We start from the raw sequence: 24,377 nt of genomic DNA on the forward strand, positions 1-24,377 counted from the left end.
ACCTTAAAATACAAAAAAGAAAACCCCGAAAAAAGCTGGGAACAGCCAAATTCGGGGTTTTTGTGTTATGTTTTTGTTAATTATTTTACTGATTATCAGTTAGTTAATAATTAAGCAAGAAGCCCTACTTAATGTTTTGAACATAAAATAGATAGGAAGGCACACTTATTTTTGTCAAATGATACTTTTAAGATCAATAGGATTAGCTTAAAACTTGCTAAAATAAATATTTGATTTTCTATTCAACAAAACCAATACCTGCTGCATTCAACATTTTTGCATAAGCTTTTTTACGCTTTGCAGCAAGATCATTGAGGGTAAGTCTGCCATCTAATACACTAACCTCTCGCGCATTGATCAAGAATAGCGAACTTTCACCAATTCTGAATCTCGTTTGTTCACCTTCAAGTAAGCGCTCTAGGCCTAGGATATTTGCATTGAAAACATTAAGCTGCTCACCTAAAATCTGAAAACCATTAATTTCTGCCTCCAATTTTGCTTGGAGCTGCACAAACTTGAGATCTCTATCATTTTGTTTGAAATCTATTTTTGCTTTGGTCAGACCAAGTCCTCCCCTTTCTTTTCTAAGAAAAAGTGGTGTAGAGACTGTAAAACCCCATTTGTAATTATTTTCAAAGAATTGAGATTCATTGAACTGCCCTACTGACTCTGTAAGAAAGTTATAATTGACTTTCACCACAGGCTTCAATTGTTCAGCTTTCCATCTCCTCTCTACATCCAAACTAGCAAGTTCGAAGTCTGTAATCCTTATGACTGGATGGTCATTTACCAGAGTTCTCAGGGAAATTTCATCATAAGGAAGCTCTAAAGGCTCTAGGACATTTTGGGGATAGACTGTGTCTACTAGGATCATAGGTTCACCATCTTGATCCCAAAGATGCGTACTCAAATTTTGAGACGCATTGATAAAATCGATTTGCGATGATTGAAACCTATAAACCCTATTCAAAACCTGAGTATAGGCTTCGATTGTATCTATAGCGGGAAGTTCTCCTAGTCTATAACTTTCTTTCACAGCTTCCAATCTTATTTGAGCCAGTTCAACGCTTTCTTCAAGGATCACCATGTTTTGATATGCTGTGGCCCAGTCCCAGTAGCTTTCAGTAGTCTCTACGAAAAGATCATTGAGAAAAAGCTGCCTTTCAGATTGTGTCAACTCACGGTAGATTTCTGCTTGCCTTAAAGTGGCTCTTCTTTGATCAATGAATAATCCCTGACCTAAATTCACTGATGCACCAGCTGCAATCAAACCATTATTTGGTACAGTCCTTTCTCTATTAAGATAAGTTCCTGAATTTTGTTCAAAGACTCCCTTCAGCTCCACACCAGCCATGGTGGGCACGACTATACCAGCCTCTCTTTTGTCATAATATTCTATACCATTGAAATCCTTGTTATCATAATTCCCATAGAGTTTAGGATCAAAACCTCCCCTAGCCATCAATAATTCTTGATCACCAAATCTCAAGTTGATATCAGCTTGCCTTGCTACAGGATGATAAAATCTAACCCACTCTAAGAACTGCTCATAGCTGAGCATCTCCTGAGCGACTACTGACTGATTAGTCCCTATGAGGATCAAGCTCAAACAAATACCAGCTAAATACTTCATATGTTTATAATTCTTCTTTAAACCGATACGATGAATTTTCCCTTTCAAAATTCATTTCTTTAAATAGAAACTTATTATCAGGCAAGATTCCAATATCAATTACTTTTTCTGGTTTGCTAGTTTTTCTTTTCTGGTGTAATAGTCTGCTGGGAAACCATTAAGCTGTCGCCATATCTCATACCAGATAGGTACATCGTTTAAGAGTGCGATCCCATCTGCACCAGAACCGATCTTTAATGCATATGGCCATGGATCTTCTTCTGGATCTTCCACTACCAATACCCTATACCTGTTATTTGGGCCTGTAAAATTGTCGATGGCTTTTACCTTCCCACCAAATGTCCCATTTGAGAGTTGAGGCCAGCCAGAGAATACTATCGCTGGCCATCCATCAAAGATAAACCTTACTTTGTTCCCTGGGCGTAACAAAGGAAGATCCACAGGATCTACATACATTTCTACTGCTAGCTGAGCGTCTGCTGGCAAAATGCTAATGATCTCTGCACCCTCTTTGATAGTCTCTCCGATACCTACTTGAATAGCTTGAGTTACATAGCCATCTTGTGGAGCGAGGATATACCTAAAGCCGGTCCTGAATTCATAATTGGTATATTGATTGGAAAGCTTGGTAGCAGCTGCTTCTGAATCAAACTGGGACGACATAGCAGAATACATATCTGACTCTGCCTTAGCCATTCTATCTTTGAAGTCATTGTCTATGGCATTCAATTCTATCTGCGCTGCAATGAGCTCATTCCGAGAGCTAAGCAAGGTGTTTTCTGAAGCTATCAAGCCAGCTTGTACTTCTTGAAACCTTAGCTTACGTGCTTCAAAATCAGTCAAAGACCTAAGTCCTTCCTGAAGCAAGACTTCTGCCCTTTGAAGCTGCTCTTCACCAATCGCATAGTTTACTTTGGCTTGTTCAAATCGAATACTATCAGAAGTAACTTTCAATTCAGCCATTCTCAATCTATTTGTAGCCTGTTCTTTTCGCAGAACATTATTTGACCTTAGCGCATCTATCTGCGCTTGTTGTGCTTTTACTTTTTGCTCATAAGATTTTGCTGATAAGTTCTTCGCATCCACTTGAAGTTGCGTCCTCTCTAAGAGCAAGGGGTCAAAGTAATCATCCTTCACTTCTGAAATCATCAAAATAGTATCCCCCTTACTTACGTAATCACCTTCTGACACATACCACTTCTCTATCCTTCCTGCAATGATCGAATGCACTGTCTGAGGTCGTTGATCTGGACGCAACGCTGTGACATAGCCATTGGATCTGACATTCTGTGTCCATGGCAAAAACACCATCAAAACAACCGCAAGTACTACCCAAAGTAAAATTCTAACTCGCTTTCTACTTTGATTGGAGGGTTCAGTCATAATTAAGCTCTTGAACCCATCAAATGAAACCTTCTTCTCTACGTTATTTCTTGAAATATTTAACATCTTCTATGCAGATTAAAGATTTTTAAATTCAAAATATGCATCACTAGGACCATCAAAGGCAATCTTACCTTCACTCAGCTCAATGATCCTAGGTGCCTTTTTCAGCAACTCAACATCATCAGTTACCATAACGGTAGTCCAAGTACCACTCAATATATAGTCACCAACCTTTTGCTTGAGCTCATTATCAAAGTAGCTAAACAAATCTTCTAAGATCAAAGCTTTCGGAGATCCTACCAGACACCTCGCCATGATAATTTTACTTATGGTCTTTTTACTCAAACCTTTACCTTCAGGCATCAAAATGGTATCTACATCATCTGGAAGAGCAAAAATATATTCTTTCAAGCCTACCAACTCAATGATTTCTTTGAGTTGACTATTTTCTACTTCCTTACCCAGCGTAATATTTTCATAAATTGAACCATGGAATATGGATTGATGAGTCAATGAATCTCCTACAAAGCTTCTGAACTTGTCCAGATTCATGGTATCAATAGGTAAGCCATTGACAAGTATTTTACCTTTATAATCAGAATACAAACCTGCCATGAGGTACATCAAAGTACTTTTACCACTACCACTTGTTCCCGTCAATGCTATCTTCTCTCCTGTACCGAGGTGAAAGGTAACATCATCTAAGATGTTTGATTGCATATCTCTTGAATTATAAGAGAGGTTTTTTATACTGAACTCCAAGCCCTTAAACTCAGAAGTAAGGGATTTGTCAGTACCTTCTATACGCTCTACAGGCAAATCCATGATTTGGCCAATCTTCTCTGTAGCAGTCAATGTATCATATATAGTCTCCAAAGTCAAAATCAACTTTTCAACTGAGTTTACTACCAATACAATAATTATTTCGGCTGCTACAAATTGCCCGATACTGATTTCATTATTGATCAGCAACAAACTACCCGCAACCAACAATGAACAAACAATAAGTACTTTGAAGACAATAAGAATCTTGTACTGGAAAATCAAAACTGAAAAGTGCTTGTTCCTGTAATCAACATAAGTCTGAAGTAGCTTATCCACTCTCATAAATGGTAGCTTGGAGTTACCTGCAAGCTTGAAAGTAGCCATGGTCCTACCAATCTCTTCCAGCCAATAAGCTACTTTATATTTCGATGTAGACTCCTTGAGTGAAGTTTCCATACCTTGTGGGCTGGTATAATAAAACACCAAAACCAATAGTAAGATCAGTATAAAACCAAAAATAATAAAAAAGGGATGGTAGAATGCCAATAATATCAGACCGAATACCACCTGAATCGAAGCCGCAGAAAAGTCAATCAAAATCTTCGACATTCCCTTTTGCAAATTCACAGCATCAAAGAACCTATTGACCAAATCTGGAGCATGTTTATCGTGTAAATTGTCCAATTTAAGCCTTGGTAATCTATATGCAAAGCTAAAGCCTGACTTGGTGAAAATCCTTTGCTGAAGCTTCTCCGTCAGATACAATTGGCTAATCTGTAAAAAGCCTCCAAAAGAAATCCCCGCTCCAACCACTACTACTAACAATATCCAAGATGTACTAATCCTTCCTCCTAGGATAAAATTCAAAATCGCTTGAATACCTAATGGTAAACTAAGAGCAACTATACCATTGAGAATGGCATAGAAATAAATCGCATAGACGTCTCTTTTTTCCTCTTTAAGAAATCTGAGAAACCGCTTTAGAGGTGTCAGTGCTGCTTCAATTTTCATTTTCTATGGCTTTAAATACTAATTGCTGGAAAAACTCAACTCGCTTACTATCCATTGGATGAATATCGGTGAGGCTAGGTATATGCTCTGAATAATACGACTGAAGGAGACTAGACTCCATCACAGTAGATACTAGAGTTTTAGGAAATTCATATTTTGGGTTGATCTCTAAAATAATGCTTGCTATACGCTCTCCCAACCTGTGATACAAGTTAAAGAAACCATTTTTATAATCATCATCAACATCCTTGGTCATGTAGGCTTTGGTAGATTCATCTATAATTAGTTTCTTTAACGAAACTGGATCTACAAAATCGTTATCCTTGTATACAGGTCCTTTGACTAAAATTTCTATAGCTATATTCAACCTTTTGATGGGATCTTTGAGATTCATGGTAGATAGAATCAAATTCTGCTCAAGAAAACCCCAGTACCATAGGGTCAAGAACAACATAAGCTTGTGCTTGTTTTCGAAATATCGGTAAATGGCAGTTTCCGTGCAACCTACCCTGCTCGCAAGTTTCTTAAAAGTAAAATGTTCAAGTCCAAGCTCTGGAATCAAATCCAAGCTATGATTCACGATCTCTCGACCTAATTCAGAACTAAAGGGATCCTTCATGTAGATCTTATCATTGACGTCTACACGAATATTCTTAAGTAATCTTTCCATAAAACATTACAAACTTACCTACTAACGAGAACCTATTTGAAATAGTTTACAAAAATGATGATTTTGTTTGTAATACTAACAAAAGCTTAACAATTACTATTCATAAGGGTAAAACAAAAAAAGTAAACAATTGATTATCTTTATATTATGACAATATTTCAAAAATATAAACTTTCAAATAAATATTATTAATCAGCAAATCCCAAGATAAAAGATCCAGTAAACGCTATATTTACATTCAAATCGAAAAGCATTCAACTAAACATAATATGCTAAAAAAAATCATTCCTTTCATCATGGCTATAGCCATTACTTTGGTCATAGCTTATGCAGTAGGTCCAAAAGCTTCCATTGAGAGACTCGATGGTACTTACCCTACGGTTACAGAAGATTTATCAGCTTTGGAAGATTTCATAAAACATAGAGAAGATACTATTAGTGGGCTAAAACCAAACAATGAAGCAAAAATCATCTGGGCTGATAGTGCAAATAAACAAAAGACAAAATATAGCATCGTTTATATTCATGGATTTGGCGCCAGTGAAATGGAGGGCAATCCTGTGAACAGAGAAGTAGCTGCTCATTTTGAATCAAACCTTTTCTTAGTAAGGCTACCTGAGCACGGTATCCAAAGAGATGATGCAATGAAGCACCTAAGTGCCGCCAAATTGATGGAAAGTGCTAGAGAAGCTTTTATGATTGGCAAGAGTCTTGGGGATAGTGTCATCGTGATTGGTACATCTATGGGAGGTGCTTTGGCACTAAATCTCGCAGCCGAACGTCCAGACATCAAGGCCGTAGTGTTGTATTCACCAGCTATTGCCGTATGGGGTGATCAACTTGACCAATTCTTCCAACCATGGGTCAAAACTTATGCAGAAAAATTCATGTTCCCCAATGGTGTACAAACAATAAACCGAACAGGAGATAAAGCTAAATATTGGTCAGACAACTACCATGTCAATGGCTACGAAAGTCTTGCCGTCCTACTGAAAAGTACCATGCATCAAGGTACTTTTGCCAATATCCATCAACCACTTTTTCTTGGCTATTATTATAAAAATGATCAGGAACAGGACTTTGTAGTTTCAGTCCCCAAGATGATAGCTATGTTTGACCAAGTAAATACTGCGGACTCCTTAAAAGCTAAAATTGCTTTTCCAGAAGCTAGAGATCACGTGATAGCCTCTGATATCACTTCAAAAGATTGGCAAAATGTATTGAATGAAACGATTCAATTCTTGGAACAAAAGGCTAAAGTCAGCAAACCAAATATGATAATTGAGGAGGGAAAATTAGTAGATAGTTATTGATACTTAAAAAATTAGTGCCTGGAATCTAGCGTTTATAATTTAGTTGCAAATAAACCCAAATGCACTATTTATGTCAGCCAAACCCAGGACTTAAAATTGGTCTTTGTCGTTGCTGATGTAAAGATGCAAGATGATCTTGAGAAAGTCAAATTTATTTAGAATTATTCTAAATAAATTTGACTTTAATTTTTCCCCTCTTCGAATAAAGGTGATTTAAAAGGCTAGTAGGTGCTGCATATAGCTTTTGGCAAAAATGATATTATTAAATTCAAAAGTAGAACTTTCAATAAATCAATTCTTCAAATAAACACCTATCTCTGGTATATGCTTTTTCAGTTCTTGCACTGCCAGATCTGCAACTTTGAACGCCCCAGTTGCCGAAAGATGCGTATTGTCTTCTATACCATAAGGAAATTGCTCATAGTCTCCTGGTTTAAAATGAAGAAACAACTCTTTTGATTTCTCTACACCAAACTGATCTATGACATCGATTGTCCGTAAATGTAAATCTAATAAGGGAACGCCATATGCCTCAGATACTTCACGAACTACCTCAGAGTATCTTCCATGTGTATCTATCAAGTCCCCTTTTCCATCAAAGCTTCGTCTCGAAATAGGAGTTGCCAAAATAGGTAAGGCTCCTTTCTTTCTACTTTCCTCCACATATCGGATCAAATTATTTCGGAAGTCTGTATCAGCTTCAGCGTATCTATCTGGGGAATTGACTTTTTGATCATTATGTCCAAATTCAATTAAGACATAATCATCCTTTTGGATTTTGGCTAAAATTGTATCCCATCGCCCTTCATCTCTAAAGCTTTTAGTACTCCTTCCATTGACGGCATGATTTTCAACAACAATCCCCTCATCGAAGTATAGTGGTAAAACTTGACCCCAGCCTTTCTCGGGATTGCTACCTGCGTAGGGTTTGTCTGCCAAAGTTGAATCTCCAATCAAGAACAAGGTTACTTTTCTTTTATTTCCCATCTCATTTCTATGAAAACAAAACAAGAATAAGGTTAGGATAAACAAAATTTTGCTTAACATTTGATACCTAGATTATTGAAAACTAACCACATAAAAACCTAAGGGCACTTCTACTTATTCAACTCTACGACCAATGGATTCGATAGCTCTTCCACTACTTGATCAAGATAAGACTGAAAATCTTCTCGTGTTTTGATACCCTCATGTTCTAGCTCCCATGCAGCTGCGAAATAATATTTGATCTGATTAGCTTCTGGCTTGAGCACTACTACATGAGAGTGATCATCTTCAGTTACTGTCAGTTTTTGATTTGTTTTATAAAAAATCGCAATACCCAGATTATCATCATTTAAGCTTTGCTTACCATAGGTAGCCAAGTAGCTATATGCTTTATCATCTCTACTCTGGATCACTTCTGCCAACTGATCTTTGATCAAACCAGTAGCTATGGTTGGAATTGATTCACTACTATGTAGTCGCTGCTCACTCAATCGGCTTCCTGCATGGATGCTTAGGTTTGAAGTCAAGTCTGTCTTTCCAGTGGCTACATCCCAACCATAATATTTAGTCAAAACAGAAGAAAATATAGCCCCATCATTAGTAACAGCGGCATAAAGGCTATCAGTCACATCTACTCTTCTAGCCTTATTTCCTTCCCATGTAGCTATAGAACCGACGCCCAGAGATTGACCTACCTTCAAGACATCCATACCCCAATCATGTAAATCGTGATAAGAGTCAAAATTGCTTATTCCCACATTTTGAAGAACAGGTTCGTTTATCCTTTTGCCAAATACATCCACCCCATTTCTCCAATCGAGATAGAATCTATAGGCTACTTTATCAGACTCCCATCCTGGCCCTTCATATTTAATATACCATGAGTGTTCGGTATGCTCTTTGGGCACATGCAGTTCTTTTACATTCTGAAATTCACCACCAATGTACTTTCGGTTCTCAAAATACCCTCCAAATTTATGAGAAAGCTCGGCCTGCGTCCTTTTGGGATAGAAGCGCCCTTCTTTCCTTTCATCATCATAAATCACTTTTACAGAGAGTGTCTCTTTACCTTGTATCTCAGGAATCAAAATTGCCAGACCTTGTTGCTCTCCTTCTCTGACAAATTGAGACGCCAGTTCAATGTTTCCAATGTATGCAGTGAATCCTTTGTCATTGACAACGTCAAGATTGTCTTGAATATGAGATATTTCAACCCAAACTAACTGATCAACTCTCATAGCATCAGAAGGATTGGTTACTTTCAATGCTAAAAAAGCATCACTAACATCTTCGCTTTGCGTCCCGCAAGCTGTCATACAGAAAAGAAAAAGATAGAGGATAGTTCGTTTTTTCATAAATAAATTTAGCATAAATATAGGGTTTGATCATTCATATTTTTTGCACTGCAATTGCACACTTGAGTGCGCAAATCAATTATATATAGGCAATCGATTGCATATATAAAAAGTATTAATCAATTTTAAAAAAGAATTAAATAATAAAAATTTAATAATCGATAAATAATTATCAAATCAGATTTTTAGGAAATTTAATTTTGCGAAAATTTGAAAAAAATGGACATATAATAATTCAATCAATCCTTTGCAACTTTGAGACAGAATACACTATATTGCGCAAACGATTACATAAAGATAAATTATGCATACTAACATAGAAACCAGATACGCAAATCACCCTGCAGATGTCAAAAACTATGACACTTCCCAACTCAGAGAACATTTCTTAATTGAGAATCTTTTTGTAGAAGATCAGATCAACGGTGTATACACACTCAATGATCGCCTTATTGTAGGTGGAATTCATCCTGTAAACAAAGCTTTAAGTTTAGAAACTGTAGATCAACTCAAAGCTTCATACTTTTTAGAAAGAAGAGAAATTGGTATCATCAATGTAGGTGCACCCACAAAAATTGAAGTGGATGGAGATACCTTCGAGCTTGCTCACAAAGAGGCACTTTATATAGGACAAGGAGCAAAAGATGTGGTTTTCCACCCTTCCACTGAAGGCAAGTCCTATTTGTATTTCAACTCCGCACCTGCGCACAAAACTTTCCCTACCAAAAAAGTGAGTCAAAAAGATGCAGAAGTTGTAACCTTAGGCGCTTTAGAAAATTCTAACCATAGAACTATCTACAAGCTCCTTGTAAACTCTGTGGTCCCTACTTGCCAACTACAAATGGGAATGACTGAATTGAAGCCAGGCTCTGTATGGAATACCATGCCTGCTCACACCCATGATAGAAGAATGGAAGCGTATTTCTATTTTGACATGAATGAAGATCAAGCAGTATGTCACTACATGGGGCAGCCAGAGGAGACTAGGCATATATGGATGAAAAAGCATCAGGCCGTTATCTCTCCACCTTGGTCAATTCATAGTGGCGCTGGCACATCAAACTATACGTTTATATGGGGTATGGCTGGTGAAAACTTGGATTATGGAGATATGGATACAGTAGCACCTATAGCATTAAAATAATGACAGATCTATTCGATATCAAAGGAAAAGTTGCTCTAGTAACGGGAGCAACCCACGGATTGGGAATGGCGATGGCCAAAGCACTTGCCGAGCATGGCGCCACATTGGTAATCAACGGACACACTCCTTCCAAAATGGAAGCAGCACTTGAAGCTTATAAAAATGAGGGCATCGATGCCAAAGGTTACCTTTTTGACGTCACAGATGTGAGTGCTGTCAACCAAAACATTGCCCAAATTGAAGAAGATTTGGGTCCCATAGCCATATTGGTGAACAATGCTGGAGTGATCATGCGTGTACCAGCACTAGAAATGGAACCTGATGATTTCAGGAAAGTCGTTGATGTGGATCTGGTATCTCCATTCATCTTAGCTCAAGCAGTTGCCAAATCAATGGTAAAAAGAGGTGGAGGAAAGATCATCAATATTTGCTCTATGATGAGTGAGCTAGGAAGAGACACTGTAAGTGCATATGCTGCCGCTAAGGGTGGTCTCAAAATGTTGACAAGAAACTTAGCCACAGAATGGGCAAAATACAATATTCAAGTGAACGGCATTGGGCCAGGATATTTTGCAACGGAACAAACAGCCCCGATAAGAGTAGATGGCCACCCATTCAACGACTGGATTATTAGCCGAACCCCTGCGGGCAGATGGGGAGACCCAAGTGACTTGGCTGGTGCTGTAGTATTCTTAAGTAGTAAAGCCAGCGACTTTGTCAATGGACAAATTCTTTATGTAGATGGCGGCATTCTTGCCACCATAGGTAAGCCACAAGATTAATATTTATGAAAAAAGGCAAGGCGACGATACATGATATCGCTGAAAAGTTGAATATCACAGCTTCGACTGTTTCACGTGCACTGAATGACAACCCGAGGATTTCAGAAAACACCAAAAAGCAGGTAATTAAAATGGCTAAACAGCTCAATTATCAGCCAAATCATATCGCCTCTGCCTTGAGGAGTGGAAAGAGCAAATTGATCGGTGTCCTTGTGCCTACTGCCAACCGAAATTTCTTCTCCTCTGTCGTAAGGGGGATAGAGGAAATTGCCAATGAGCTAGATTACAAGGTTATCATTTCACAATCTTATGAAGATTTTGAAAAAGAAGTACAGACTGTAGATGCCCTTCTCAATGCACGAGTGGATGGCATCATTGCCTCGATTGGGAAAAACACCGATACATTTGATCATTTCAAAAAAGTGCTTGACAAGGGCATTCCTCTCATACTCTTTGATAGGATTACCAATGAGCTAGATGTAAGTCAAGTGGTAATTGATGATTATCAGGGAGCATACGAAGTCACAAGGCACCTCATTGATCAAGGCTGCAAAAGAATTGTTCATTTGACTTCACCAAAGAAAATCAACATCTATAGAGAGAGGCTAAGGGGCTATGAAGATGCACTCAAAGAAGCTAAAATCCCCCTTGATCCTGACTTGGTTGAGGAAGGTAACATGCAACTTGAAGATGGAAGAATATCAATGGAAAAAATCATCCGCAAAGGAGTAAGTTTTGATGCTGTCTTTTCATCTTCTGACTATGCTGCTATGGGTGCGATGCAGGTACTTAGAGAACATAAAATCTCCGTACCTGATCAAGTAAAACTTGCAGGTTTTGGAAATGAACCTTTTACCTCTTTCACTGCTCCACCCATCACAACCGTAGATCAAAAGAGTATTCCAATGGGAAGAGTAACTGCGGAGACCTTCTTCGAATTACTCAAATCAGAAAACAATAAGAAAGCTACCCATAAAACGGTTCTGAAACCAGAACTAATCATCAGAGAATCTTCTCTGAACAAAAGCTAATTATTTCATCAATTTTCAATTATAAAATGATCTCAGCTACAAAAAACTCTAGCAAATTTCTCACTAAAGACTTTTTGCTAAAAAGTGAATTCGCAAAAATTCTATACCATGATTACGCCTCAAAACTTCCAATAATAGACTATCACTGTCACCTCTCTCCACACGATATCGCTACCAACAGAAAGTTCAACAACACCTCTGAAGTTTGGCTTGCTGGTGATCACTATAAGTGGAGAGCAATGCGTACACTTGGAATAGATGAGAGATTCATCACTGGAGCTGCTACAGATGAGGAAAAATTCACCAAATGGGCAGAAGCAGTTCCTTACACTTTAAGAAATCCCCTTTACCATTGGACACACCTTGAGCTGCAACGATACTTTGACATCACAGATTTACTAGGGCCTGACAATGCAAAGAGTGTCTATGATGAAACCACTGCAAAACTTCAATCGCCAGCATACCACACCCAAGGTTTGTTGAAAAAGATGAATGTAGAAATAGTTTGCTCTACAGATGATCCTATTGATAGTCTAGAATATCACAAAATCGCCGAAAGCAGTAGCCCTGACACGAAATTGTTTCCAGCATTCAGACCTGACAAGGTCTATGCAGTAGAAAATCCCGCTGCCTTCAAAGCATATATTTCACAACTTTCTGAGGTTTCAAGCATCGAGATTAAAAACTACAATGACTTACTAGCTGCATTACAAAATAGAATTGATCATTTTCACAATCATGGAGGGACATTGTCTGACCACGGACTTGAACAACTCTATTATTTTGAATTGGGAAGCTACGACATCAGCACTTTATTCACCAATGTCCTTAGTGGCAAAATTTTAAGTGTAGAAGAAACCCAATACTTTAAATTTTACACCTTGTATGAACTGTGCAAAATGTATCACACAAAAGGTTGGACGCAACAGTTTCACCTGGGTGCACTTAGGAACACCAATGAGCGCATGTTAAGTAAACTCGGACCAGATACTGGCTTTGACTCAATTGGTGACTTTTCACAAGCTCGGGCATTGGCAAGTTTTCTAAATTTACTAGATGGCACAGATCAGCTTGCTAAGACTATACTTTATAACCTCAACCCTACCGCAAATGAAGTAATGGCTACCATGATTGGTAATTTCAATGATGGATCCATTAGAGGTAAAATCCAGTTCGGATCAGCTTGGTGGTTTTTAGATCAAAAAGATGGTATGGAAAAGCAAATCAATGCCCTTTCAAACATGGGCTTGCTCAGCTGTTTTATTGGTATGCTTACAGATTCTAGAAGCTTCCTCTCATTTCCTCGACATGAATACTTCCGAAGAATCTTATGCAACCTCATAGGAGAAGATGTTGCTAATGGTGAGTTGCCAGCTGATGAAGCTTGGTTAGGTAAAATAGTGTCGGACATCAGCTATTACAATGCAAAAAATTATTTCAACTTCTAATAAACGGAATCCATGAAAGCTTTGAATAGAGATCAGGTCAACACAATACAAAGACCGGTAAAAGTTATTCAGTTTGGAGAGGGTAATTTCTTACGAGGGTTTGTAAACTGGATGATTGAAGAAATGAACGAAAAGTCTGGATTTGATGGCAATGTTCAAATTGTACAACCATTGGCACAAGGCTTAGGAAAACTGCTCAATGACCAAGATGGACTTTTCCATGTGAAATTGCAAGGCATCCTTGATGGAAACACCGTGGACAAGACCAAGCTGATCACTTGTGTCCATGGTGTCACCAATCCATATGATCACTATCAAGAATATTTACATCTCGCTCATCAGGTTGATTTGAAATTCATCATCTCCAATACCACAGAAGCAGGCATTGCATTTGATCAAAATGACACTGACTACCATATCACACCAAATACATTCCCTGGTAAACTTACAGCATTACTTTATGAGCGATTTAAGAAGTTTGAGGGAGATAATGACAAAGGGCTTATCATCATTCCTTGTGAATTGATAGATAAAAATGCAGAACAACTCAAAGCTGCTATATTAAAGTATATTAAATTGTGGCAACTTCCTGAGGCATTTGCAAACTGGATCGAATCCTCCAACACCTTTTGTAATACACTAGTAGACAGGATCGTGCCAGGATTTCCAAAAGATACCATTGATACTATTAAAGCTGAATTAGGGTTCGAAGATAAATTAGTAGTAATGGCAGAGCCATTTCACCTTTGGGTCATAGAGGGCAAAGAATCATTAGCAGAAATACTACCAGGACCTCAAACAGGTCTAGAAGTAAAGTTTGTAAAAGACCAAAGTCCCTATAGGACACGAAAAGTGAGGATTCTGAATGGTGCTCATACAGCTTTGGTACCAGTAGCATATCTTTCAGGGTTACGTACAGTGAGAGAAGCTGTAGAAGACCCTGAAATGGGGCAGTTTATCACAGGTGCCATTTACAATGAAATTATACCTACACTTGACCTGCCTTCCGCCGAACTGGAGAAATTTGCAAGTGATGTACTCGACAGATTCAAAAACCCTTTTATCAGACATGAGCTGAGCTCTATTGCACTGAACTCCATTTCCAAATTTAAAGTAAGGGTACTTCCTAGTATCCTAGAATATAAAAAACGGAAGGGTGAATGGCCTAATAATTTAATACAATCATTTGCAGCCTTACTAATATTTTACAGTGGAGATTTTGAAGGTGTGGCAACACCAGTTCATGATGAAAAGGAAATCACAAGTTTTTTCAAAAACCTTTGGACTATAGAAGATTCAAATGTGATCGTGGCATCAGCTTTAAAAGAAGAAACCCTATGGGGAGAAGACCTAAGTAGGCATGATGGCTTGGCAGAAGCTGTACATAAGGCTATGCATAGTTACTTAGGCAAGGGTTAAGAATATCATAACAACATACTTATTTATTTGGGTTATTATTTGAGAAAACAGGAAGTCTAGGTGGATTTCCTGTTTTTTATTTACTTTTGCCGAATGAAGACAAATGGCCCAGAAATCAAGCTAGCACTATTGAGCAAATCACAACAATTACTCAAGGAACAAATCATTGATATAGATAGACAATTGAGTGAACTTCAACAATCTTCAGAAGCAGAAGAAAAGAGCTCTGCTGGAGATAAGTATGAAACGCACCAAGAAATGCTCAACCAAAATAGAAGCATGCTTCAAAAGCAACTCAGCACCACCAAGGTGATGCTCAATCAACTGAATGCGGTTCCAGTCAAAGCGCTACATTCAGTAGAAGAAGGGGCTTTGATCAAAGTGGCAATGGGCTGGATATGGGTTTCAATTCCACTGGGAAAAGTAACCTTGGATGGCACAGACTACCAACTTGTATCTAAAGAATCCCCACTGCTAACTGCTCTATGGGGACTGAAGCGTGGTGAAAAAGGGGAATTTAGAAATAACAAAGTAGAAGTTCTAGAAGTGATTTAGGTAAAATTCTAATATTTTGATTTTACAAAACATAATTCTTTAAAAAATTATTTTTACAAAAGGTTTTGGTTGATATTTCTCCGAAACCTTTTTTTTGTTGATTGAAATTTAAAAATTTCATTTTATGAAAAATCTTATTTGTGTCATCAATAACAAAAATTAAGAGATATAATAATTCATATAAAACTCAAGCTAAATCATCAAATCTCATAAAATATTATTTTTTAAAAACTTACATTTTATACATATATTTGTATGATATGAGATAATTTCAAAATAGTATTTTGACAATTATGAAATACATTTATAATAATTCGTAATCACCAATTACAAAATTCACTATTCGAAATTCTCTTATCTATATCTGAAATTAACTATAGGTAGGGTGAAAAGTATTTATAGAGAAAGATTTTATAAATCTCCTCAAATTGATTATCTAAAAATGAAGTAGGTAGTGAAATTTCAGTATTTAAAATTATGCTTCTTGGTACTTTCCATCTTGTCATTGGGATGTCAATACGCTATTGCCCAATCGATGACAGGTGATAGATACTTAAGATTCGAATGTGAAAGGATAGCAGAGTTCAGGGTTCGAGGCGGTCAACCTCCTTATACCTATGTATGGACTTACGATAGTGAGATAGTTCAAATTGATGAAAACTTCGGGTCATCAGACATTAGTATTTTAACTCAGGCCAAAAGAGGCATGTACACTTCTACAGTGACTGATGCCAATGGAGATGTTTATTCCGACTCTTTTTTCTTTCAAGGATCATCCAACTTTACGCTGAATGTCGATGTCTTGCAAGACAACAATTGTGAAGGCATCACATTTGGAAGAATAGTTGGTGAGATCAATAATGGCGTAGCACCATTTATTGTCACGATATATAATGAGTCAAGGCAAGTTGTAAGATCGACTCCAATTTCAGGGAACACCATCAATCTCACCGGCTTTCAAGCAGGTACTTACTTAGTAGAAGTCCAAAATGCAAACGGCTGTATAGAATTTGATGAAGTAGAACTTGATCCAATCATTCCTATCAGGCTTGCAAGAGGAGGAAGTTTAGGAGCCTTCCCATCTAATTGTGTAGACAATGGTAGCATAGCTTACGATATCTTGCAGTTTGAAGGAGATGTGAGATTTAGAATAAGAAGGAGGTCTCCAAACGGTTACATCAATACTTGGACTACAGCACCCAATGGTCAAATCAGATATGAAGGCCTTTCAACAGGAGAATATTTCTTGGAAATTGCAGATGACTTTAGACAAGAAAATTGTCCGGAAATTTTTCCTTTTACCATAGAATACGATCCTTTATTATTTCATGAAATAACAACAGCTGATATTACATGCTTTGGTGATTCAAATGGAAGTATCCTATTCGAAATTGAAAGAAATCCTGACAATTCAACTCTACCCGAAGAGGTGGAAATCACACTATCAAATTCAGCAGGACAAGTCCTTGAAAATGTGATCAACATTGATATGGCAGCTTCAAGTTTTGAACATCTTTTTGATAATCTTCTTTCTGGAAATTATTTCATCACTTTTAGCCATGGAGGTACCAATTACCCAGAATGTACCCAAATTTTTGAAATAGAAATAAATAGTCCAGATTCCCCTTTAGTATCCAATGCTACTTCAGAAAATATTAAATGCTTTGGAGAAAACTCGGGTGTAGCATCAGTTAATCCTTCTGGAGGCTGGGAGCCTTATACCTATTTGTGGAGCAATGGCTCCACAGATTCTCAAATCAACAATTTGCCTGTTGGAAACTATTTTGTAGATATTATTGATGCTGGTGGTTGTTCTATTAGAGAGATGTTTGAAATTGTAAATATTGCCCCGGCACTAGAGGCTAGGATTGAAATACTCGATGATCTCTCTTGTGTAGGTGCCAATGATGGAGTGGCGAGGGTATTCAATATCCAAGGTGGTGTAGAACCATATACCTTTCTTTGGAGCATAGGACAGCAAAATACAGAAAGAGCCGAAGGCTTACCTGAGGGTGAGGTATCTGTAACCATCACTGATGCGCTGGGATGCTCCATTACCCTATTTGAAAATTTGAGTTCCCCTCCCCCACCCGAAGTAGTAATTGAATCTTTTCCAGTGTCATGTTCGGGTGAATCTGATGGCAGGGTCAATATTCAAATAAACGGTACAGCAAACTACAATGTGTCAATAGGAGCACAAACACTCACAGGAAATAATGTAGTTTTTGAAAACTTACCTGAAGGAGAGCACACTGTATCAATCACCTATGAAGGTATATGTAATCTAACGTTGGATTTCACGATTGAAAGCGTAGTAAGTGTGGAGTTTGATACTAGCAATCTTCAAGTCTCTCATGTATCATGCTTTGGTCAGTCTGATGGCTTCGTGTCAGGATTATCAATCCAAGGAGGCAATGGAAATTTGACGATTTCATGGCAAAAATTGGAAAATGGTAATTACGTTAACATCAATGGAAACAATTCTTTGAACTTGCTAGGCATAGAAGCTGGAACCTATAAAATCACAGCAACTGATGAGAATGGATGTTTCAGTGAAATAGAATTTGCTATCAATGAGCCAGATCCATTTGTAGTTAATGGACTTCAAACAGAACCCATTTCTTGCATCAATGCATCAGATGGCTCTGTAACATTCTCTATCAATGGAGGAAATTTACCCTATGCATACTCACTGAATGGTGCTTCATTTATCAGTACAACAGAAAACATTATCACTATTCCTAACCTTTCTTCGGGAAATGGATACAATCTGATAGTTAGGGATGCCAATAATTGCAATATAAATGAATTACAATTTGACATTCTTTCACCAGAGGAGATTAGGATTGACTTAATTTCAATCAGTCAAGAAAGTTGCTATGGTGTCTCAGATGGATATATATTCATCGAAACTTCTGGTGGAGATGGACAATTGCAACATCAATGGTATCTTTCCAATGACTTAAATAATGTGATCGCAAACACCGAAAGTTTAGAAGGAATAGGCCCAGGAAGTTATGTATTAAGAGTGTCAGAGATTGATAATCAAAATTGCTTTTTAGAAAGGACTTTTGAAATATTACCTACTCCAGAACTTCAACTCGAATTAGACGAATCAGTTGTTCACATAATTTGCTATGGTGAATCTACTGGCTCTATCAGCATTCAAGTCAGTGGTGGTACGGGCGACTATTCTTTTGCTTGGAGCGGGTCAAATGGGTACTTTTCTTCCGAACAAAACATAAGCAATATTCCAGCTGGAATCTATAGTGTAAGAGTCATAGACCAAAATGGATGCTATAGAGAACTTACCAACATAGAAGTAACTCAGCCTGAAGCTCCATTGTCAATTGAAACCTTATCTACACGACCACCATCGTGTCCAGGAGCATTTGATGGGACCCTTCAAGTCAGAATCTCGGGTGGAAGTCCTGGCTATTACATTTCATGGCAGCGAGAGAATGAAAATGGTGTCTTTGAAAATTTCAGAGGGTCACGACAATCTCTTGTAGGTATCAGAGCTGGAAACTATAAGATCATAGTTAGAGATATTGCCGGATGTATTGAAGAACACGATGTCACTTTGGAAGGACCAGATGAAATAGTAATCAGCGCACTAAGTGTACAAAATGCAAGCTGCTTCGGGAGAAATGATGGAAGTATCAATATTCAAGTTACTGGCGGTACTTTTCCATATAGATTTGAATGGGATCATGGTTTTATCAATCAAAACCCTCAAAATCTCGGAGTAGGAAATTATGCTGTAACAATAACAGATGCTAGAGGTTGCGTAGCTAGGCTTGAAGACATTTCAATTACCCAACCAGATCAATTGTCTATCAATTTGATTGACATAAATGAACCGAGTTGTGAACATACCGATGGCAGGATTGAGGTAGAGTTTGTAGGTGGAGATGAAACATTCTCAAGTCAATGGTTTCGATTGCCAGAGAATGTTCTTGTCGCAGAAAACACCAATATACTGGAGAATGTGTCTCCCGGAATCTACAGTGTCACTTTTGGAAATGGAACATCCTGTAGTGTAAACAATATTATAAATGTAGCTGGCCCAACCAATCCTCTTCGAATAAATATTGATGCATTGAACCCAACCTGTATAGGCCAAAATGGCATCATAGCTATCTCTGCTTCAGGGGGACTTCCAAGTTACAGGTATTTTATCTCTCTAGATGGAGTTCAAGAAGAGCTTGATTCTAATATCATTACCAATTTAGAATCTGGAAATTATATCATTACAGTGAGGGATAGCAGAGGCTGTGAAGATAGTGATTCAATTACAATCAATAATCCAAATCAACCTGTTTATGATGTAGAAAAGGTTCAAGACGCAAGTTGCTTTGGAGGTAATGATGGCCAATTAACTTTCCAAACTTTGGGAGATTTCAATGAAATCTCTTATCAATGGTACAGAAGAGAATCCAATGGCAGCTTATCACCTATAAGCTCTGATACTTTAAATGAATTAGGAGCAGGTCGGTACTTCGTAAGATTCCAATATAATGATAATTGCACTTTAGATTCTGAGGATTACATCATAACACAACCAGATGAAATTCAAATATTTACTCAGAACATACAAACTTTTTGTTTTGGTGAATCAGGGCAAGTTATCCTTAATATATCTGGGGGGAATTTTGGAAAAACAATCACCTTAACAGGTCAAAACGGTGTAACAAGATCAATAACTGGTTTTTATACTGGCATAGCGACTTTTGATAATCTTACCTCAGGTACTTACGAAGTCAATGTTATTGACCAAAATGGCTGTCAAACACCTACCACTACAATTGAGATCATTGAATCAGAACCTATACAAATTAATCTAGCTTCCATTCAAGAGGTGAGTTGTAGAGATGGTAATGATGGAAGTATTGAAATTGAGATCAATGGGGGAAGTGGAGACTATCAAGTACAATGGTCAAATGGGCAAGAAGGGTTAATAATAAGTGCCCTTACAGCTGGTTCATATACAGTTTTTGTAAATGATGGAAACTCTTGTGTCAGTTCAGAGACATTCATAATATCACAACCAACTGAGCATTTGACAATTCAGGCAATCTTTCCAACGGAAATTTGTACTCCTGATGACACTATAGATGTGACTCTCAATGTTCAAGGAGGCACTGCACCTTATACTTACCTGTGGTCGAATGGTTCTACCAATACATCATTGATAAATGTATCAACTGGTAACTATGAGGTCACTGTCACTGATTCGAATGGCTGTAGTGAAGTACTTGAGTTTGAAATTCCAGTGCCAAGATCCACTTTACAAATTTCATTCGAAGGCAATACTACTATATGTTCATCAGGCGGCCATACGATGCTCTCCGCATCCATTAGTGGAGGTGCAGCACCTTATACTTACTTATGGTCAACTGGTGCAAGAGGACCAATAGCTTCCAACCTGACATCTGGAACATACAGCTTAACTGTGACAGATTCCAATGGTTGTATTGCCATAGAAGAAGTTGAGATTCTCCCACCAAGCAATCTCTCCATGAGACTTGATGAACTTGTGCATGTAACTTGCTTTGGAGGATCAGATGGAAGGATAAGCATTTCAATTGAAGATGGAAATTCACCGTTTGAGATCATTTGGAGTCATGGAGTAAGAAACCAAACTTCAATATCTGGACTTGTAGCAGGCAACTACAATGTTAGCATTACAGACGCTAGCGGTTGTATCACCTCTGCTACATACAATATCAGGGAACCTGAATTGATTTCTTATAATGAAACAGTGGAAAATGTCACCTGTTTCGGTGCCGCTAATGGTCGAATAGAATTAAATGTACGAGGCGGCACTGCACCTTACAGCTACGCATGGTCAAATGGGTTCAATGGCAGAAACCCTCAAAATTTACCTCCTGGAACTTATAGTGTAATAATTACAGACAGAAATGGTTGTAGCACTGGTGGAAGTTTTAACATTTCAGAGCCAACCCTACTTTCTATGACAGCTGACCATAGTGAAAACTTAAACTGCTATGGAGACGATCAAGGCTACATCAACGTAAGCGTGGCTGGAGGTATGCAGCCCTATACCATAATTTGGTCGGACAATGATCAAATTACCAGCTTCAATAGATCTGGTCTTATAGCAGGATCATACACAGTCAGATTGATAGACGACAACAATTGCATCATTGAACAAACCTTTCAAATACGAGAACCAGAACCTTTAGAAGCAAGGCTTAATCACCGATTTGACATAGACTGTGAAAATCAAACAATGGTAGGTGTAGCTTGGCTGGAAATTTCTGGCGGAGTTCCAAATTATCAAATCACTTGGAGTAACGGCGTAAACAATTCAACTGAAATTGAGTTTAATAATAGTGGTAGAATTTCCACAATCATCACAGATTCAAATGGTTGCCAGGTTGAAATCAGTGATCAAGTAGAACTTCCACTAGTATTCTCAGAATCAGATTTCATCTATACAATTCCTTCCATAGGAACTACAGGTGAAATATTAGTCAATGATGAAGTTCAATTCTTAGATAGAACACTCGGAAATGTAATTGCTTGGGAGTGGAGTTTCGGTGATGGCACCAACACTTCTACACAGAATGCTACTCATACATATCAAAAACCTGGAATATACGAGGTCACCTTAAAAACCTTCGATATTTATGGATGTGTTTCAGAAGCTACCATCACCATAGAAGTGCTTGCCTCATACAGAATCATGATTCCTAATGCCTTCACTCCTAACGGTGATGGAATCAATGACTTTTTTCTCCCTAAACTCAGGGGAATCAAAACTTTTGAATTTTATATTTTCAACAAATGGGGTGAAATGATTTATTCACATGTAATTGGTGAAGATCAGGGATGGGATGGCCAGCTAAATGGCAAAATGAGTCCTAATGGAAACTATGTCTATAAGTTGGTCTTTGAAGCCGAAGATGGTGAAAAAGGAAGTCAAACAGGTGTATTTACACTTATTAATTAGTAAGTCATGAATTATCCATCGGTCATAAAGTTCTTCATTATTTTCATGTGTATTTTCAACATGATGGGAACGACATATGCTCAAGATGTGCAATATACGCAGTTCTATGCTGCTCCATTATACCTAAATCCAGCCTTCACTGGTTCTTCAGAACTCACCAGAATAGGTGCAAATTATAGAAATCAATGGCCAGGGCTTGATCACTCTTTCAATTCATACTCTGCATATATAGATCACTACATGTTTGACATCAATTCTGGTATAGGTGTGATCTTCAATGCCAATAAAGAAAGTAAAGCTAAACTATCAACCAATGAAATTGGTCTATCGTACTCCTACAGATTGAAGCTTGGTTTTGATTCCTTTTTACGATTTGGAGGACAAGTAAGCTACATCAATAGAGATGCATATTTTGGTGATTTAGTATTTGGAAATCAATTGGACATCAACACTGGAAGTATTGGGGGTGACAGTGGAGAGTTGTTCTCGGGTGATTACCGCCATAGTTTCATGGATTATAACTTTGGCCTTTTATACCATACAGAAACCTACTGGCTAGGGATATCTGGCCACCACCTTTCTCAACCCAACACTTCATTTGTAGATGGGAACATTAGCAAGCTTCCCATGAGATTGTCTGCACATGGCGGTATGAAATTTGACCTTGGAGAAGGGTTTATCAACAATTATTACAGCAATAGCAGGCAAGAAAGATCAGTGTTTTTTGCATTTAATTACAAGCACCAAGCCCCCTTCAATCAGCTAGACATCGGTACACAGTTCTTTCTTCAGCCCTTGGTTCTTGGGGTTTGGTATAGAGGATTCCCAGTCAAATATTCCTTACCAAATAATGAGTCTATTGCTGGCTTGCTCGGATTGACTTTGGAAAGCGGACTCGACATCGGTTATAGTTATGATTTCACATTATCCAAATTGGGAAATCTTCAATCAGCAGGAGCTCATGAGATTTCCATCAGATATTCCTTTATGTACGGAGATCCCAATCAAAGAAACAGAAGAAGCACGGTAATACCTTGCTTTAGATTTTAGATCAAAAGGTAAAATAAGTATTGAAAATCAATCCACTATTGGTCTGAATTAGTGCTTTATCTTCTATCAATCGAGCAAACTGAAGAATTTGATTGATACCGCCAAATTCCATTTTAAAATTATGGTTCAAGTGGAGACCAAAGACTAACCCTACTCTATTTTGATCAAAAATATTCTGATTGATACTTTTACCAAAACCAATCATTATCTCATCATAAACTGAAAGGTATGGCGTATTTTTTTCTAAAAAATACTTGTCAAGAGGTAATTGTAAGGTTGCCATATAACGGATCCTATTCACGTAAGTATTGTTATATACTTTGTTCAGTTGGCCATTTGAATAATTCCCGACCCAGCGTTGTTCCAACATAAACCTATGCTTCAATAAGATTTTGTCAATAGGGTTATTGATCTGGACCATTTGAAAAAACCTGAATTCAGGGAAAATTCTACTAGAATTTTGAATAGGTACTTTCCCGTAGGGATGGGTTTCAATGTGACCAATACCAGCCCTAATCAAAACAAAAGGGTGAATTTGGTAATTGACTCCTGTTCTAAATAAATTTTGTTGTGATTCTTTTATCAGATTAGCTCTTCTCCATTGGAACTCTCCGTGCAAACTCCATTTATCATTTACCTTATGCGTTAAATGTATGTTATACCACCCAATCGTATTAAAATCACTTAATCTAATACCATCTGCGTAGACCCTTTCAGCAGAAAGTAAAATGAACCAAACTATCAGAATTTTGATTTTTTTATTCATATCATGTACTGTATATATTTAATCCGAAGAATATTTGAAAATACTTTCGAAATGTACAGTACAAAATATCATGTATTTGTATT

Annotated in this window: 16 protein-coding genes; 9 read left to right on the forward strand and 7 right to left on the reverse strand. The window is 37.7% G+C overall.

Annotation, left to right across the window (positions count from 1 at the left end):
* Positions 1-238: 238 nt before the first annotated feature.
* The 4 genes from MM214_RS08670 to MM214_RS08685 all read right to left on the reverse strand — a co-directional run bounded on the left by MM214_RS08670 (position 239) and on the right by MM214_RS08685 (position 5,465).
* The gene (locus tag MM214_RS08670; protein ID WP_241294407.1) at positions 239-1,633 is read right to left on the reverse strand and encodes a TolC family protein; all 1,395 of its coding nucleotides are present in this window, start codon (positions 1,631-1,633) and stop codon (positions 239-241) included.
* 99 nt (positions 1,634-1,732) lie between these two features.
* Entirely contained in the window at positions 1,733-3,082 is a 1,350-nt protein-coding gene (locus MM214_RS08675) for an HlyD family secretion protein (protein WP_241294409.1), read from the reverse strand.
* 12 nt (positions 3,083-3,094) lie between these two features.
* The gene (locus MM214_RS08680) at positions 3,095-4,795 is read right to left on the reverse strand and encodes a peptidase domain-containing ABC transporter (protein WP_241294411.1); all 1,701 of its coding nucleotides are present in this window, start codon (positions 4,793-4,795) and stop codon (positions 3,095-3,097) included.
* Positions 4,785-5,465 (reverse strand): TetR/AcrR family transcriptional regulator, encoded by a 681-nt coding sequence (locus MM214_RS08685; RefSeq protein ID WP_241294413.1) that lies wholly within the window; start codon positions 5,463-5,465, stop codon positions 4,785-4,787. The genes MM214_RS08680 and MM214_RS08685 overlap by 11 nt, the downstream gene beginning before the upstream one ends.
* Positions 5,466-5,734: 269 nt before the next feature.
* Here MM214_RS08685 and MM214_RS08690 point away from each other — a divergent pair, with 269 nt between their 5' ends.
* Complete coding sequence (locus MM214_RS08690; protein WP_241294415.1) at positions 5,735-6,778, forward strand: alpha/beta hydrolase; 1,044 nt, start codon at positions 5,735-5,737, stop codon at positions 6,776-6,778.
* A 291-nt stretch (positions 6,779-7,069) separates the two neighbouring features.
* Here the strand turns inward: MM214_RS08690 and MM214_RS08695 are convergent, their stop codons facing one another.
* A complete protein-coding gene (locus MM214_RS08695; RefSeq protein ID WP_241294417.1) occupies positions 7,070-7,765 on the reverse strand; it encodes a rhamnogalacturonan acetylesterase in 696 nt (231 codons plus the stop codon).
* Between the two features lie 110 nt (positions 7,766-7,875).
* A complete protein-coding gene (locus MM214_RS08700) occupies positions 7,876-9,120 on the reverse strand; it encodes a DUF4861 domain-containing protein (protein WP_241294419.1) in 1,245 nt (414 codons plus the stop codon).
* Positions 9,121-9,424: 304 nt separating this feature from the next.
* Here MM214_RS08700 and kduI point away from each other — a divergent pair, with 304 nt between their 5' ends.
* The 8 genes from kduI (at position 9,425) to MM214_RS08740 (ending at position 23,528) form a co-directional block, all read left to right on the forward strand.
* Positions 9,425-10,264 carry a 5-dehydro-4-deoxy-D-glucuronate isomerase gene (kduI, locus tag MM214_RS08705; RefSeq protein ID WP_241294421.1) on the forward strand — a complete coding sequence of 280 codons (840 nt, stop codon included), beginning with the start codon at positions 9,425-9,427 and terminating at the stop codon, positions 10,262-10,264.
* Positions 10,264-11,046 (forward strand): gluconate 5-dehydrogenase, encoded by a 783-nt coding sequence (locus tag MM214_RS08710; protein ID WP_241294423.1) that lies wholly within the window; start codon positions 10,264-10,266, stop codon positions 11,044-11,046. Before kduI ends, MM214_RS08710 begins: the two co-directional genes overlap by 1 nt.
* 5 nt (positions 11,047-11,051) lie before the next feature.
* Complete coding sequence (locus MM214_RS08715; protein ID WP_241294425.1) at positions 11,052-12,077, forward strand: LacI family DNA-binding transcriptional regulator; 1,026 nt, start codon at positions 11,052-11,054, stop codon at positions 12,075-12,077.
* Positions 12,078-12,103: 26 nt separating this feature from the next.
* A complete protein-coding gene (gene uxaC / locus MM214_RS08720; protein ID WP_241294427.1) occupies positions 12,104-13,525 on the forward strand; it encodes a glucuronate isomerase in 1,422 nt (473 codons plus the stop codon).
* Positions 13,526-13,537: 12 nt separating this feature from the next.
* Complete coding sequence (locus MM214_RS08725) at positions 13,538-14,944, forward strand: tagaturonate reductase (RefSeq protein WP_241294429.1); 1,407 nt, start codon at positions 13,538-13,540, stop codon at positions 14,942-14,944.
* 93 nt (positions 14,945-15,037) lie between these two features.
* Complete coding sequence (locus tag MM214_RS08730) at positions 15,038-15,499, forward strand: hypothetical protein (RefSeq protein ID WP_241294431.1); 462 nt, start codon at positions 15,038-15,040, stop codon at positions 15,497-15,499.
* Between the two features lie 484 nt (positions 15,500-15,983).
* Positions 15,984-22,478 (forward strand): T9SS type B sorting domain-containing protein, encoded by a 6,495-nt coding sequence (locus MM214_RS08735; RefSeq protein ID WP_241294433.1) that lies wholly within the window; start codon positions 15,984-15,986, stop codon positions 22,476-22,478.
* 6 nt (positions 22,479-22,484) lie between these two features.
* A complete protein-coding gene (locus tag MM214_RS08740) occupies positions 22,485-23,528 on the forward strand; it encodes a PorP/SprF family type IX secretion system membrane protein (protein ID WP_262916607.1) in 1,044 nt (347 codons plus the stop codon).
* Between the two features lies 1 nt (position 23,529).
* Here MM214_RS08740 and MM214_RS08745 read toward each other — a convergent pair whose 3' ends face one another.
* Positions 23,530-24,294, reverse strand: coding sequence for a DUF2490 domain-containing protein (locus tag MM214_RS08745; protein ID WP_241294437.1), 765 nt, complete (start codon positions 24,292-24,294; stop codon positions 23,530-23,532).
* Positions 24,295-24,377: the final 83 nt, after the last annotated feature.

The organism is Belliella kenyensis (assembly GCF_022549675.1).
Taxonomy (GTDB): Bacteria; Bacteroidota; Bacteroidia; order Cytophagales; family Cyclobacteriaceae; genus Belliella; species Belliella kenyensis.

Bases quoted from the DNA above. Each gene is read 5' to 3' on its own strand.
- kduI (WP_241294421.1), top strand. From the start codon at position 9,425: ATGCATACTAACATAGAAACCAGATACGCAAATCACCCTGCAGATGTC.
- MM214_RS08715 (WP_241294425.1), top strand. From the start codon at position 11,052: ATGAAAAAAGGCAAGGCGACGATACATGATATCGCTGAAAAGTTGAAT.
- MM214_RS08745 (WP_241294437.1), bottom strand. From the start codon at position 24,294: ATGAATAAAAAAATCAAAATTCTGATAGTTTGGTTCATTTTACTTTCT.
- MM214_RS08690 (WP_241294415.1), top strand. From the start codon at position 5,735: ATGCTAAAAAAAATCATTCCTTTCATCATGGCTATAGCCATTACTTTG.
- MM214_RS08730 (WP_241294431.1), top strand. From the start codon at position 15,038: ATGAAGACAAATGGCCCAGAAATCAAGCTAGCACTATTGAGCAAATCA.
- MM214_RS08700 (WP_241294419.1), bottom strand. From the start codon at position 9,120: ATGAAAAAACGAACTATCCTCTATCTTTTTCTTTTCTGTATGACAGCT.
- MM214_RS08740 (WP_262916607.1), top strand. From the start codon at position 22,485: ATGAATTATCCATCGGTCATAAAGTTCTTCATTATTTTCATGTGTATT.
- MM214_RS08675 (WP_241294409.1), bottom strand. From the start codon at position 3,082: ATGTTAAATATTTCAAGAAATAACGTAGAGAAGAAGGTTTCATTTGAT.
- MM214_RS08685 (WP_241294413.1), bottom strand. From the start codon at position 5,465: ATGGAAAGATTACTTAAGAATATTCGTGTAGACGTCAATGATAAGATC.
- uxaC (WP_241294427.1), top strand. From the start codon at position 12,104: ATGATCTCAGCTACAAAAAACTCTAGCAAATTTCTCACTAAAGACTTT.
- MM214_RS08695 (WP_241294417.1), bottom strand. From the start codon at position 7,765: ATGGGAAATAAAAGAAAAGTAACCTTGTTCTTGATTGGAGATTCAACT.
- MM214_RS08680 (WP_241294411.1), bottom strand. From the start codon at position 4,795: ATGAAAATTGAAGCAGCACTGACACCTCTAAAGCGGTTTCTCAGATTT.
- MM214_RS08670 (WP_241294407.1), bottom strand. From the start codon at position 1,633: ATGAAGTATTTAGCTGGTATTTGTTTGAGCTTGATCCTCATAGGGACT.
- MM214_RS08725 (WP_241294429.1), top strand. From the start codon at position 13,538: ATGAAAGCTTTGAATAGAGATCAGGTCAACACAATACAAAGACCGGTA.
- MM214_RS08710 (WP_241294423.1), top strand. From the start codon at position 10,264: ATGACAGATCTATTCGATATCAAAGGAAAAGTTGCTCTAGTAACGGGA.